The organism is Butyrivibrio sp. AE3006, from assembly GCF_000424165.1.
In the GTDB taxonomy this organism is placed as follows: Bacteria; Bacillota; Clostridia; order Lachnospirales; family Lachnospiraceae; genus Butyrivibrio.
In genome coordinates, this window is sequence record NZ_AUJJ01000011.1 from 64,422 (window position 1) to 79,482 (window position 15,061).

Below are 15,061 nucleotides of genomic sequence, written 5' to 3' on the forward strand. Positions count from 1 at the left end.
AATAGCTTAATAATTAATAATCTTTATCAGTTTAAATTCAAAATGTCCGGATCAGGCAATGCCCCTTAGTCCCTCAACCTGAGCTGTGTAAAGCTTATAATAATCGCCCTTTTTAGCCATGAGTTCCTCGTGGGTTCCGGCTTCAGTAATACCGCCGTCATTAATATACATAATCTTATCACAACCTGTGATGGTTGATAATCTGTGAGCGATAATAAAGCTTGTTCTGCCCTTAAGCATAGCATTAAGTCCCTGCTGCAGCGCTTTTTCCGTCTGCACATCGATACTTGAAGTTGCTTCGTCAAGTACCAGAATTGCAGGATCGGATAAAAGTGTTCTCGCAAAGGATATAAGCTGCTTCTGACCCTGAGAAAGAATTGCACCGCGCTCTCTAACTTCAGTATCATAGCCGTCTGACATACCATTAATGAAATCGTGAGCACAAACAGTTTTGCTTGCTTTTACAATTTCTTCACTGGTGGCATCAAGCTTACCATATCTGATATTGTCCTCAATTGTACCTGAGAAAATAAAGCTGTCCTGAAGCATGATTCCCATCTGCTGACGAAGTGACTTAAGGGTAACCTTTGAAATATCCTGTCCGTCTATAAGAATACTTCCGCTGTCCACGTTGTAGAATCTTGATATCAGGCTGACAATTGTACTTTTTCCTGCACCTGTAGGTCCAACCAGGGCAACGCTCTCACCGGGCTTAACAGTGAATGAAACGTTATGAAGAATCTCTTTGCCCTTTTCGTATGAAAAGCTTACATTCTTAAACTCAACCTCGCCCTTCATCTCCTTCATGGGAACCGCATCTTCAGCATCTGTAACGGTTACAGGTTCATCCATGGTCTCGAAGATTCGCTCCAGATAAGCGATGTTATTAATAAAGTTATTGAAAATATTTCCAAGGTTCATAATGGGTTGCCAGAATCTTGAAGCATAGCTTGATATGGCTACGATTGTTCCAAGGGTCTGATGTCCCCCTGCGAAAATAACAAGTCCGAAAATATAGATAGCTGCCCTTACAAATACCGATATGGTGTCAATTCCCGGCCATACCAGAGTACTGTAGTATATAGCCTTCATCCAGGTCTTTCTGCAATCACCTGAAAGATCCTTAAATATTTTTGCATTTTCATCTTCTCTTGCAAAAATCTGTGTGATTCTTGCTCCTACAATATTCTCCTGAAGATATGCGTTCAGGTTGGAGTTTTTATTGGAAACTGCCTGCCATGCTTTTCTCTGTCTGTTCTTAATCCAGAACATGAAAACCATGAGAATTGGTACACCCGCAAGAACCACAAGGCTCAGTTGAATGTCCACATAAAGCATAAAAGCCACGATAAAAATCAGATTAAGGAATTCCAAAACCAGATTTATAAGACCGTTACTTAGCATATCCGAAACTGAATTTACGTAGTTAACTACTCTTACCAGAATTTTGCCATGAGGTCTGTCGTCATAATACTGGAAAGGTAGCTGCTGCAGATGCTCAAAGAGATCTTTTCTTATCTGGTAAATGATATCCTGGGATACATTTACCATGATCTTTGATCTGACTGTTATGAAAAGCATACTCAGCAGGTAAAATACTGCCATGGTTATAACCAAAGTAAACAGCATTTTCTTATCAGCGTTGGGAATAGCCTCATCCAGAGCCTTCTGAACAAGAATCGGGCTCACAAGGGCCGTAATTCCGCCTATGGCTGAAAGCACCAGTGCCAGTATCATTTTTCCTGCGTGTCTTTTAATATATACAGATGCCCTAAGGAGATGCTTTATATCAAAGGGCTCTTCAAGTATTTCATCCTGTTTGTAAGTATTGCGTGCCATTTTTGTCTCCTATTTTAATCAAAAACAAAATCTTAGTTATTTTCTGTATTTAAGCACCGGCCTGCAGTTTAACAAGCTCTGCGTAGTATCCGCCCTGCTTTATAAGTTCTTCGTGGGTACCACGCTCAGTGATCTCACCATGCTGCATGATAAGTATCTGATCCGCATCCTTAGTGGTGGAGATACGCTGGGCAATTATTATCTTGGTGCATTTAAAATCAAGCTCCCGCAGGTGATCCTGAATAGCCTTCTCTGTCTCTAAGTCCACCGCCGACGTAGTATCGTCGAGAATAAGAATTGACGGTCTTACGGCAAGGGCTCTTGCAAGAGATATTCTCTGCTTCTGACCGCCGGAAAGTCCAACACCTCTCTCACCTACAATTGTCTCATAGCCTTCAGGCATCTTTGCGATAAAATCAGAAGCCTGTGAATATCTGGCAAACTTTGTAACATCCTCTTTACTTAAGAACTGATCACCGTAAGCTATGTTTCCATCTATAGTATCTGAATACAAAAGCACGTCTTGGGTAGCCAGACCTATGTTTTTTCTAAGCTGATTAAGCTTAATATCCTGTACATTTACGCCATCAACCAGAACTTTGCCCTCTGTAGGCTCATAAAATCTGGGAATCAGATGGATAAGCGATGTCTTACCGCAGCCTGTTTCACCCATTATGGCGATGGTTTGTCCCGGTTCAGCTGTAAATGAAATATGCTTAAGAACAGGAAGCTTACCATCGGAGTATTTAAAGCTAACATCCCTGAATTCAATTTTCCCATCGAATCTGTTGGGCATAAGGGCTGTATATTCTTTATCAACGATCTCAGGTTCTGAGTAATAGATTTCCATGACCTTAACGGATGCAGCAGAGAATCTCTGGAACTCGTTCATGATGTTTCCAAGCTGTCTCATGGGGTTGGCAATAGCCCAGATAAGACCTGAAAATGCCACGTACTGTCCCATGGTCATCTGATCTCCGATAAGGAAAAGTCCGCCCACCAGCAAAAGTATAAGAGGCAGCAGGTTTGCAAGACTTTCTACATAAGGGAAAAATCTAAGCCATGTATAAGCTGTCTTTTTATTGGTTTCTCTATAATCTGTGTTGCATTTATCAAAGTTGTCTATCTCATAGTCTTCTCTTGCAAATGCTTTAACAACGCGGTTTCCTGCGATATTTTCCTGTGCCATTGTATTCATTTTTGCAAGTTTTTCACGAAGAAGTCTGTGCATGGGAGCTACCTGCATCTTGAAGGCTACAATAATCGCAAGAATGAAAGGCGCCACAGCTAAAAGGCAAAGCGCCATTTTCCAGTTCATGAACATGAAGTAGATGCCGACAGCAGTAATAAGTGAAATGGCTTCAATAACCATTCTTACAACCCAGGCAATCATGTGTCTTACAGCATCAAGGTCACCTGTTACTCTTGTCATAAGGTCACCTGTTCTGTAGGTGCTATAGAATTTCATGTCCTGTCTTTGGATTTTGTCATAAAGAATGTTTCTGACACGGAATAAAACTGCCTGTGATACTTTCTCGTATCCAAGACAGTCGAAGTAGACTATGATGCATCTAAGTAATGTGAATCCTATCATCATGAAGATGAGGCGATAGAATTCATCAGGGTGTAATGCAAAGTTTTCTTTTGCATTAGGGCCGGTTAAGAATTCATCAATGATTCTCGATGAAAAGTAAGGAACAGTGAGTTGCATCATGTTATAAACAACTGTTCCCAAAATAATAACAACATAAAGTCCCCTAAATCCCTCCATGTTGTCCCAAATCCACTGCAATCTTGTTCTAGGAAATTTCCACTCAGCTGACTGATTCATGATTATTATCTCCATTTAGTCCCATGTGCGTGCTTATGGAGGCAATAGCCCGTTTCCGGACTCGTAAGGCTCGTATACGCAAAATTATTGGTAATATTTAGGCTGTGGACGAGCCTTCAATCACCGGTAACGGGCTATTGCCTTCAACGCTTCGCACATGTCATTGAATTGGTTATAGGTTATTTGGCTTTTTGGTTATATATGTGTTTTGAATTTAGTTTTACAATCAATAATTATTAGTTGGTAATGACGTCGATAGGGTTGGTATTGTTGGAGGTGCCTCGTATGGTTATTACCAATTTGTGGGGGAGGCAGATGATGGATTCGCCGTTGTGGCTGATTTTGCCTTGCTTAATGCAGAGCTTGTCCGGGCAATCGGCTTCGGTTACATAGCATACACCATTATTGATGATGAGTTTGTTGGTGCCGCCGTCAGTACCTGTAATAAGTAGTTCGGTATTCTCAGACAGAGGTAGTTCATAAACTGTCTCTCCGTCTATTGATACTTCTGCGTAGTCGCCGGTTTTGGCTAAAGCTTTGTTTGCTACAAAGATGCAGACAGCCACAATGCAGACAGCAAGAAGCAAAATGTATGTGTTTTTCTTTTGATTTTCTCCGCCCATAATCATGTATATTCACTTTAGACAAGCGAATAATGCACCTCTTTTAATATCAATTATCTAATAACCCGCACCTTTGCTGGTTATTAAATGCAGTTTTGATTATACTCCATAAACTAATATGACCACAGCCTATTTCGAATAATTATTTAAGAATAAATACGAAATTAGCTGTGGTCTATACATTCAAAAATATAATCCTACAAATTATTTAATAACGTGAACCCAACCTTCGGGAGCTTCAATCTCGCCCATCTGGATGCCTGTAAGAGTGTCATAAAGCTTCTTGATAACAGGTCCCATCTCTTCCATACCGGATTCGAAGCAGATCTCCTTGCCGTGGTCGTTGATCTTGCCAACAGGGCTGATAACTGCGGCTGTTCCGCAAAGTCCCATTTCCTTGAAGTTTGATACTTCGTCAAGTCTTACAGGTCTCTCATCAACCTTAAGTCCAAGATAATCCTTAGCAACCTGAACAATGGATCTTCTTGTGATGGAAGGAAGAATTGAATTGGTGTGTGACTTAGGAACAACTAAGTTTCCATCAGCATCTACGAATATGATGTTTGCTCCGCCTGTCTCCTCGATATAGGTTCTGCTCTCAGCATCGAGATATACGTTCTCAGCAAATCCCTCTTCATGAGCTGTAACAATGGCATGAAGGCTCATTGCGTAGTTAAGACCGGCCTTGATGTTACCAGTTCCATGCGGTGCTGCTCTGTCAAAATCACTTATCTTTACAACGATGGGCTTAGCGCCACCCTTGAAGTAAGGTCCAACAGGTGTTACGAAAATTCTGAACTGATACTCATCTGCAGGCTTAACACCGATTACATTGCCTGTAGCAAACATAACAGGTCTGATATAGAGTGTTGCGCCACTTCCAAAAGGCGGTACCCAGTCTTCATTTGCCTTAACAACCTCTTCAACAGCCTTGATAAATCTGTCTTCAGGGAATGCAGGCATCTCAAGACGCTTAGCTGAATCTACCATTCTGGTTGCATTTAAGTCAGGTCTGAAGCAAACGATATGACCATCCTCTGTCTCATATGCCTTAAGTCCTTCAAAAACTTCCTGAGCATAATGAAGAACACCTGAATCTTCGCTGAGGACTACTCTTGCATCCTCTGTAATAATGCCATCATCCCATTTTCCATCCTTAAAGTTGGAAACATAGCGATAATCTGTCTTGTGATAGTTAAACCCAATACCAGACCAATCTAAATCTTTTTTACTCATAATATCTGCTCCTCCCTATATAAAAAGATTTTATTTGCTTAATCAGTACTAAAGCATTTGAATATCGTTCATTAAATATTATCAATTATAAAACTTGAAAAAACAGTGTCAAGATTCAATATTATCCTCATTATCAAGTTTTGATTCTTGATCTTTTTTAACATCATCTTCCGCAGAGCCATTAATATCTTCAGTCTCATCCTTTGCAGATGCCATGGGAACCACGGTTTCGATATAGCTCTTACCCTTTTTATAGAATTTAAACATTCTTCTAAGGCTTGATGACTCGTTATGGACGTAATACTTGCTGTTATCGGCATCTTCGATATTGGTAATGCCGTCATCATCGATATAGGCAGCATCGATGTAGGATGAAGTATCCCTCGGGAGCTTCTTTTCTTTAAGCCGCTTTCTTGCAACATAACCTATGAAAGTATAAATGCATGCAAAAGTAGGCACACCGATAAGCCATCCGATAGGTCCAAAAACTCCGCCAAATACAAGTATTGCAAATATTACCCAAAAGCTTGAAAGTCCCGTTGAGTTACCAAGGATAATCGGTCCAAGGATATTGCCGTCAAACTGCTGGATTATCATTATAAGAAGCAGGAAAACCAAGGCCTTCAAAGGATTGATCATTATCAGAAGTATCGCTCCAAAGAATGCTCCGATATAAGGTCCAAAGAAAGGAATAATATTGGTCAGGCCTACTACGAATGACAAAAGTACCGCATATGGAATCTTTAAAATCTCACAGAAAATAAATGTGATAATTCCGATAATCAATGAATCCACCAGCTTACCGATTACAAAACCGGTAAATGTATAGTGGGCATATCTGAATGCACCGATAACTTCGTTGGCACTTTCCTTTTTCATAAATGCATAGCAAAGCTTCTTGGCCTGTCCCATGAAAAGCTCTTTCGAGTTAAGAACATAGATAGCAACAATTACTCCTACCACCAGATAAAGGAAAATCTGTATTGCGCTCATCATACTCTTTGATACAGTTGAAATTACTGTGGAAATGTTGGGTATTACCTTGGATTTAAACATCTCCATCACAGTTGATGAGTAGGTCTGGATCAGATTATCAACAGTGGATCTGACCCTTGGATTATCATTTAAATATTTATCTACATATTTTTGCAAATTGGTAATGTAGTAAGGGAAATTCCTGATGATCTCATTTATACTTCTGACAAGCTGAGGTATCAGCACCATCAGCATTGCATAGAGAATAAATGCAGCAAAGCCCATTGTCAGTAAAACACTGATCTTCCTGATATTCTTGCGCTTCTTTCTGTGTTCAGGTTTTTTGAGGTCGATTCCCCTCATTTTATGAACAGGATACAGCCACCTGGACTCAATAAAATTGAGAACAGGTGTAAGGATATAAGCTATTACGCATCCTGTGATGACCGGCGCAAGAATGGAAATAAGCGAGCTTATGGCCCCTGCTATCTTGCTGCCATTAAAAAGAACATAGTAAAAAAGAATAATTACTATGGCACATATGATTACGGACAGCATTATGCTGACCTGTTTTTTCCCCGGTTTCCACTTCATGGAAGTACCCCCAAAACATTTTCATATATAGTAGTGCTTAAATGTTTTAATACTTACTGGATTTAGATATTCTCAAGTCTGTAAACAAGACTATCAAGGAAATCAGGTTCATACTCCTCGATTTTGCCTGCATCACACTTCTTGGAAAATTCAGGATCAAGGGGTATTTTGGCAAGAACGTCCATTCCTTTACTTGCAGCGTAGGAATCAAGCTTGCTCTCTCCAAATACATAAATAGGCTTGTTGCAGTGAGGACAGTTCATATAGCTCATGTTCTCAACAAGACCTATGATGGGCACATTCATAAGACCTGCCATGTTTACTGCCTTCTCAACGATCATTGAAACAAGCTCCTGAGGTGTTGAAACCACAATAATTCCATCAACAGGAAGTGACTGGAAAACAGTAAGGGGAACATCACCTGTTCCGGGAGGCATATCAACAAACATATAATCAATATCGCCCCAGTTGGTCTCACCGTAAAACTGTTTTACAACACCAGCAATTACAGGACCTCTCCAGATAACCGGATCTGTGTCATTCTCCATAAGAAGATTAACTGATATAAGCTTAATTCCCTTATCTGATACAGCAGGAATCATATTACCGTTTTCGTCAGCATATCTAAGGGGATCAGCACCGAACATCTTAGGAATTGAAGGGCCTGTGATATCAGCATCAAGTACACCTGTCTTGTATCCCTTTCTGTTCATAGCGCAGGCGCAAAGTCCTGTAACAAGGCTCTTACCAACGCCGCCCTTACCACTGACTACGCCAATGATCTTCTTTATATTTGTCCCCTCAGCGGTCTTTACACGGAAGCTCTCCATGCTCTCACGCTTAAAGTCCTCGGGTGTTTTTTTCTTCTTTTCTTCTGCCATTTCTAAAAAATCTCCAATTCTTTATTTCTCAAATTTTACATCAGTTAAGGAAATAGTCTCCTTATCCGATTCATCGCAAAGATATTTGCCGATGATATATCTGGGCCTGTTTTTGGTCTCCAGATAGATTTTGCCAATGTATTCACCTATTACGCCAAGGGAAATCATTGTAAGTCCGCCGATGGCCCAAACAGAAAGAACCGTTGTGGTCCATCCGGGAATAGTATGTCCTGTAAAATGTCTAACAAGACTATATATAAGTACAACAATACTTACTATAAAAATGAAAACACCAAGCTCAGCAATAAATCTTATGGGTTTGGTACTAAGAGATGTAATTCCCTCAAATGCAAATGAAAGCATTTTGAAAAGTGGATATTTACTCTCTCCTGCAAATCTCTCGGAACGCTCATAGTACACAATATCGGTATCAAGACCGATCATGGGAACTATTCCTCTAAGGAAAAGATTTACTTCTCCAAATTCCGCAAGCATATTAAGAGCTTTGCTGCTCATAAGTCTAAAATCAGCATGGTTAAAGACAATGTCTGCTCCCATCCTGTTCATTAACTTATAATAGCCTTCCGCAGTAAAGCGTTTGAAAAATGTATCCGTATTGCGTCTGCTTCTTACGCCAAATACAATATCCTTGCCTTCGTTAAATTTCTCCAGCATCTCATCAATTGCATTAATGTCATCCTGAAGATCCGCATCCATGGAAATAGAGACATCACAGATATCCTTCACAGTCATTAGACCTGAAAGAAGCGCATTCTGATGTCCCCTGTTTCTGGAAAGCTTGATACCCTGAAAAATAGGATTCTCATTATGAAGCTTCTCAATGATCTCCCAGGTATTATCCTTTGATCCGTCATTTACAAAAACAATTCGGCTGTCGGAAGTAATAACTCCCTTGCCGATCAGATCATTGTATTTTGCAAGAAGCCTTTTTGAAGTCTCAGGTAATACCTCCTGCTCGTTATAGCAGGGGATTACCATGAAAAGTCTGTTAGTTGTTTGCATTGATATAATTTACCAGTCCTTCACTGTCTATTATTTTCTGCATAAAAGGAGGAAATGCCTGACCCTGATAGGTCTTGCCGGTGGTCTCGTCAGTGATAACGCCTGTATCAAAGTTGATGCTTACTACATCTCCATCAGCAATTTCCTTAGCAGCTTCTTCACACTCAACTATGGGTAAACCAATATTAATACTGTTGCGATAGAAAATTCTTGCAAAGGTCTCAGCAATAACGCAGGAAACTCCTGCGGCTTTAATTGCGATCGGTGCATGCTCTCTGGATGATCCGCATCCAAAGTTCTTGTTTGCAACGATGATATCGCCTTCCTTTACATTCTTTATAAAATCCTTATCGATATCTTCCATGCAGTGAGCGGCAAGCTCCTTGTGATCTGTGGTATTAAGATATCTTGCAGGAATGATTACATCTGTATCTACATTGTCGCCGAATTTAAATACTCGTCCCTTAGCTTCCTTCATGTCTATATCCTCTCATATTCTTACAGCTCAGAAGGCTGTGAAAGTTTGCCGGTTATTGCACTTGCAGCTGCTACTGCAGGAGATGCAAGATAAATCTCGGAATCGGTAGCGCCCATACGACCTACAAAGTTACGGTTTGTGGTTGATACACATCTCTCTCCTGATGCAAGAATTCCCATGTATCCACCAAGACAAGGGCCGCATGTAGGTGTAGAAACAACTGCGCCTGCTTCGATGAAGGTTCTGATAAGTCCCTCTTCCATAGCCTGCAGATAAATTGACTGAGTAGCAGGGATAACAATACATCTTACTCCGTCAGCAACCTTTCTGCCCTTTAAGATATCTGCGGCGATTCTCATGTCATTAATACGTCCGTTTGTGCAGGAACCTATTACAACCTGGTCAATCTTAATATCAAAATTCTCATCAAAGGTATGAGTATTCTCAGGAAGATGAGGGAATGCTACTGTGGGCTTAAGTGATGAAAGGTCAATGTCATAAACCTCATCATATTCAGCATCCGCATCAGCTTCGTAAACCTTGATCTCTTTACCCGGAGCATGCTCCTTAAGATATTCAAGAGTCTTCTCATCTACAGGGAAAATACCGTTCTTTCCACCTGCTTCGATAGCCATGTTAGCGATAGTGAATCTGTCATCCATTGAAAGTGAAGCCACTCCTTCACCTGTAAACTCCATGGATTTATATAAAGCGCCGTCAACACCTATTTTACCGATGATGTGAAGAATTACATCCTTACCGCTTACATTCTCAGAAAGCTTACCTGTAAGGTTGAATTTGATGGCTGAAGGAACCTTGAACCATGCTTTTCCTGTTGCCATGCCGGCTGCCATATCTGTGGAACCAACGCCGGTACTAAATGCACCAAGTGCTCCATAAGTACAGGTATGTGAATCAGCTCCGATTATAAGGTCGCCTGCAACGGTCAAACCTTTTTCAGGAAGAAGTGCATGCTCGATACCCATCTGTCCTACTTCAAAATAATTGGTGATATCATTTTTCTTTGCGAATTCGCGAACGCATTTGCAGTTCTGCGCTGACTTGATGTCCTTATTTGGAACGAAATGATCCGGGACGAGCGCGATCTTATCTTTATCGAAAACGCCCTTAGTGTTAAACTTTTCCATCTCCCCGATAGCGACGGGACTTGTGATGTCATTACCAAGAACAAGGTCAAGATCTGCCTCAATAAGCTGGCCGGCCTTAACTTCATCAAGGTGTGCATGTGCTGCCAGAATTTTCTGGCTCATTGTCATCTTGCTCATAAATTCCACGCTCCTTATATTTTTCCCAACTAATAATTTACCATTTTTAACGCTGTTTGTAAAAACGAACAAACACTAAATATGCCGATAAAACAGCAATTCCAATAATAGTTAATATAATGCCCTGACCATATCCCTTAGGAGTATAGTCAGCTCTTATTTCATGTACTCCCGCAGATACCTTAACAGCCATCATTCCATAATCTGCGTTTATGATCTCAGCCTCTGCTCCATCCACTGTCATGGTGAAGTTATCCATATTAGGTACAGAGAAGAAAATAAGCTTCGTCTTATCAAGATTAGCTGTTGTTGCACTAAAACCATGGGTATCAGGCTTAAATGAAACACAGGCGGTTTCACGCTTCTCCTCACAGTTCATATTGAAAAACTCAATAGGGATCTCTGCCTGGTAGTAAGCTTCGGGAAGTTCTTCTAATTCACCCTCAAGCTGATCAGCGTCATCATCACTTACAATTACGCCTGCGCTAAGGACCTTATCTCTTATGCCATCATTAAGCATCTCTTCATAATCGGATTCAGCAATATAGTAATCATAGGCAATTCCCATGGGTATATAGTTTTCGTTGTAGTAAATATCTATACCGTTCTGGGAATCGACATTTATGAATTCCTCTATGCCATCACCATTATTGAATATACCGTCCTTATTAATTATAGAGTTCTCAAGATAATATTTCTGAGACAAAATTGCTCTAAGTCCAACCTTCTCAGCAGGTATCTTGGTCTCAACTGATCTATTTATACCGCCTGTTTTTTCAAGGAAGTCAAAGGTCTCACCCGGTATGGTACTTATAAAACTATGAAGTGAAGACTTTCCCCATACAAACTCATAATTGGTAGCGGTATCATCTGTCTCAATTCTGTAGAACTCATCTCCTTCAAGCTTAGGAGATGTCTTAAGCATCTGAATCTCCCACTGCTCTTTACCGTAATCTGTGATAAGATCGCTTCCCGCCTTCAGCATAAGTAAAAGAGTAAGTACGCTTCCAAAAATAGTAAGTACAAAAAGAACATTAAGCCTCATTATGGGCTTTTTAAGAGTCTTTTTACCGATTTTCCTAAGGCACTTTGGAAATGCAAAAACAGTGATTACCAAAAGCACCATCATTACTGCGGTTCCAACCACCTGCTTTTCATAGATCTTCGTATTCTCTATGAGCTTATTAAATACAATGTCCCCATTTTTATCATAGCTGGGGAAAATTGATATAAGCAAAATTACTATGTATACGAAGTTAGTGATAAGCACGCCCTTTTTCAGGTGAATGGATCTGCCCCTCTCTATCATTTTGGCAGTTACCATAGCCATGAAAAGAATGGGCATATAGAACCATCTGAAATAATAAGTGGCGTTAAACATTGAAAAGCTGGCATTCAGTATCGGTATAAATGAAAAGATAAGACATACCAAAAGCAGTCTTTTATACTCATCCTTCTTAAATTTATGTGATATAAAATATGCCACAACTCCTGCTATTCCAAACACCGGCAGATAGGCTGCAAGGGAAGCTACTCTAACTTCTCCCGTGTAGAAAACAGTGCCCTTACCGATAATATCAGGAATCATTACCATGCTTTTAACTATGTCCCAAAGCATCTTCATGCTTGGATAAGCAACGGCGTCATAACCGATCATCAGCTCCGATAATCTGTCATTTCCTGTAATTCCATAAAATGCCTGAAGCAGATAAAAGCCTCCAATCAGGCATCCAAGCGTTCCGCCAAAGAGTGCCCTTAAAAACATTCTGAAAATCTGCTTTGGTCTGTTCCCCGGAACGAATCTCACCACAAAATAAATAAGCAGAAATACAACCTGTCCGAAGAAGAAATAGTAATTTATGACAGCCATAAGTAGCGTCATAAGTGAAAAAGCCACAAGCTTTTTTCCTGCGGGTATATAAAACCAATGATCCTGATGATGGTCTATTTCCATAAGTTCATCAAAGGTATACAGAAACAAAGGGAAGAACGCCACAACATCCGTAAAATGGTTAAACACAATGTTACATGCATTAAAACCTGAAAATGCATATAGCAAAGCTCCGATAATTGCGGATTCGTCTCTGATAACATGCTTTCTTATATAGAAATAAGCGGTCCCTGCACAGATTGCATATTTTAATGCCATTAGATATGGCATCATATATGGAATAGCCGATTCAGGAAATGGAATTGTCAGCCAGAAAAACGGACTTCCCAATAGATAAAAAGAGAAGGAAGTCATCATTGTGGTTCCAAGATCAACATTCCAGTTTAGAAACAGCTCTCCGTTCCTAATAGCTCTGTGAGCCTGCATATAAAAAGGAATCTGCTGCACATTGTAATCACCGTAATAGAAAAATGGCATCCCTCTGGTGATAAAAAATGGCAAGGCAGCCACCATATACATTACAAACGACAGCACCATAATCTGAATTATACGAATATGTGTGGGCCTTGTTCTGTAATACTCCATTACTAAAACACTCCAAATAAATTATAAGATAGGATTTTATCTCTGATGAAAAAGGCTGCCGCTTAGCGGCAGCCCTTACGCTTTTAAAATTAGTTGTTTATAAGCTTGTCGTTCTCGTTGTTCCAGCTGTAAAGCTTTCTGATCTCCTTACCGATCTGCTCAGCGGGATGCTCAGCTGCAAGCTTTCTCATTGCATTGAAATGTACCTGACCGCCTGCATCAGACATATCAAGAAGGAATTCCTTAGCAAATGTACCATCCTGGATATCTGAAAGGATCTTCTTCATTGCCTTCTTTGTATCCTCAGTAACGATCTTGGGACCTGTTACATAATCGCCATACTCAGCTGTGTTAGAGATTGAATATCTCATTCCTGCAAAACCTGACTGATAGATAAGATCTACGATGAGCTTCATCTCGTGTACACACTCGAAGTATGCGTTTCTCGGATCATAACCAGCCTCAACAAGAGTCTCAAAACCAGCCTGCATAAGTGCGCAAACACCGCCGCAAAGAACTGCCTGCTCACCGAAGAGGTCTGTCTCTGTCTCTGTTCTGAATGTGGTCTCAAGGATACCTGCTCTTGCACCGCCGATACCAGCGCCATAAGCCAGAGCCTTATCAAGAGCCTTACCTGTAGCATCCTGATGTACAGCTACAAGACAAGGTGTTCCCTTACCTGCCTGATACTCACTTCTTACAGTGTGGCCGGGAGCCTTAGGAGCGATCATTGTAACATCAACATCCTTGGGGGGCTGAATGAGACCAAAGTGAATATTGAAGCCGTGTGCGAACATAAGCATGTTGCCTGCTTCAAGGTTGGGCTCGATATCTTCCTTATACATCTTAGCCTGCTTCTCATCGTTGATAAGGATCATAATCACATCAGCCATCTTTGCAGCTTCAGCTGTGGGATAAACCTTAAGTCCCTGTGCCTCAGCTTTTGCTTTACTCTTAGAGCCTTCATAGAGACCGATAATGACGTTGCAGCCTGACTCCTTAAGGTTCAATGCGTGTGCGTGACCCTGTGAACCATATCCGATAATTGCAATGGTCTTACCCTCTAAGAGTGATAAGTTGCAATCCTCCTGATAGAAAATGCGTGCTTCCTGTGACATGTTTCCTTACCTCCGTAAATTTAAATTTTATATATACAGCGAAATAAATAATATTTCGTAGTAAACCTTATTTTTCTTCCAGTTCCTTAACAGAAACTACTTTATCAACGCCTCTTGTAAGACCGGCGATACCTGTTCTTGCGAGCTCTAAGATCTCTTTGCCTTCAAGCATCTTAAGAAGTGCGTCTACCTTAGACTGGTTACCTGTGATCTCGATTATAAGAGACTCAGGTGTAACATCGATGATATTAGCTCTGAAAATATTGGCGATTGTCATGATACTCTCGCGCTCTTTCTCACCGGCTCTGACCTTGATAAGAGAAAGCTCTCTGTATACACTTTCTTCCGGCTCAAGCTCGTGAATATCTCTTACGTCGATGAGCTTGCTGAGCTGTTTCTCAATCTGATCTAAGATCACATCATCACCTGATGCTACGATGGTTATTCTGGTATAGTTTGGATCTGTGGTAGTACCGGCTGTAATACTTTCGATATTATAACCGCGGCGTGCGAAAAGACCTGAAATCCTGGTCAAAACGCCTGATGTATTATCTACCAGCAGCTGAAATACTTTTTTCTTCATACTCCTCCAATGAACTGCCGTTTAAACTTATATCAATAAATTTTATGCGTTTTTAATGCATAAGTCAATGAAATACTTTTATAATTTAAAGCTTTAACGCTTTAAATTATTGTATATT

Annotated in this window: 12 protein-coding genes; all 12 read right to left on the reverse strand. The window is 40.5% G+C overall.

The features are described 5' to 3' along the window. Positions 1 to 51 precede the first annotated feature (51 nt). The 12 genes from G603_RS0107575 to ilvN all read right to left on the reverse strand — a co-directional run bounded on the left by G603_RS0107575 (position 52) and on the right by ilvN (position 14,943). Positions 52 to 1,839, reverse strand: a complete 1,788-nt coding sequence (locus G603_RS0107575; protein WP_026669836.1) for an ABC transporter ATP-binding protein — start codon at positions 1,837 to 1,839, stop codon at positions 52 to 54. Between the two features lie 49 nt (positions 1,840 to 1,888). Then, the gene (locus G603_RS0107580) at positions 1,889 to 3,670 is read right to left on the reverse strand and encodes an ABC transporter ATP-binding protein (RefSeq protein WP_051207605.1); all 1,782 of its coding nucleotides are present in this window, start codon (positions 3,668 to 3,670) and stop codon (positions 1,889 to 1,891) included. A 236-nt stretch (positions 3,671 to 3,906) separates the two neighbouring features. Next, entirely contained in the window at positions 3,907 to 4,299 is a 393-nt protein-coding gene (locus tag G603_RS19645) for a NusG domain II-containing protein (RefSeq protein ID WP_051207607.1), read from the reverse strand. A gap of 198 nt (positions 4,300 to 4,497) precedes the next feature. After that, on the reverse strand, positions 4,498 to 5,529 hold the full coding sequence (locus G603_RS0107590; RefSeq protein WP_026523614.1) for a branched-chain amino acid aminotransferase: 1,032 nt from the start codon (positions 5,527 to 5,529) through the stop codon (positions 4,498 to 4,500). 108 nt (positions 5,530 to 5,637) lie between these two features. Beyond that, a complete protein-coding gene (locus G603_RS19650) occupies positions 5,638 to 7,098 on the reverse strand; it encodes an AI-2E family transporter (RefSeq protein WP_051207609.1) in 1,461 nt (486 codons plus the stop codon). 62 nt (positions 7,099 to 7,160) lie between these two features. Continuing rightward, positions 7,161 to 7,979, reverse strand: coding sequence for an Mrp/NBP35 family ATP-binding protein (locus G603_RS0107600; RefSeq protein WP_026523615.1), 819 nt, complete (start codon positions 7,977 to 7,979; stop codon positions 7,161 to 7,163). Between the two features lie 21 nt (positions 7,980 to 8,000). Next, positions 8,001 to 9,002: a glycosyltransferase family 2 protein gene (locus tag G603_RS0107605; protein ID WP_026669838.1), complete on the reverse strand. Its 1,002-nt coding sequence runs from the start codon at positions 9,000 to 9,002 to the stop codon at positions 8,001 to 8,003. Next, positions 8,989 to 9,480, reverse strand: a complete 492-nt coding sequence (gene leuD / locus G603_RS0107610; protein WP_026523617.1) for a 3-isopropylmalate dehydratase small subunit — start codon at positions 9,478 to 9,480, stop codon at positions 8,989 to 8,991. The genes G603_RS0107605 and leuD overlap by 14 nt, the downstream gene beginning before the upstream one ends. Before the next feature lie 20 nt (positions 9,481 to 9,500). Continuing rightward, positions 9,501 to 10,766 carry a 3-isopropylmalate dehydratase large subunit gene (leuC, locus tag G603_RS0107615; protein ID WP_026669839.1) on the reverse strand — a complete coding sequence of 422 codons (1,266 nt, stop codon included), beginning with the start codon at positions 10,764 to 10,766 and terminating at the stop codon, positions 9,501 to 9,503. Positions 10,767 to 10,812: 46 nt separating this feature from the next. After that, positions 10,813 to 13,242, reverse strand: a complete 2,430-nt coding sequence (locus G603_RS0107620; RefSeq protein WP_026669840.1) for a YfhO family protein — start codon at positions 13,240 to 13,242, stop codon at positions 10,813 to 10,815. Between the two features lie 89 nt (positions 13,243 to 13,331). Further along, positions 13,332 to 14,360: a ketol-acid reductoisomerase gene (gene ilvC, locus G603_RS0107625; RefSeq protein WP_026669841.1), complete on the reverse strand. Its 1,029-nt coding sequence runs from the start codon at positions 14,358 to 14,360 to the stop codon at positions 13,332 to 13,334. A gap of 67 nt (positions 14,361 to 14,427) precedes the next feature. After that, entirely contained in the window at positions 14,428 to 14,943 is a 516-nt protein-coding gene (gene ilvN, locus G603_RS0107630) for an acetolactate synthase small subunit (protein ID WP_026523621.1), read from the reverse strand. Between the last annotated feature and the right edge of the window lie 118 nt (positions 14,944 to 15,061).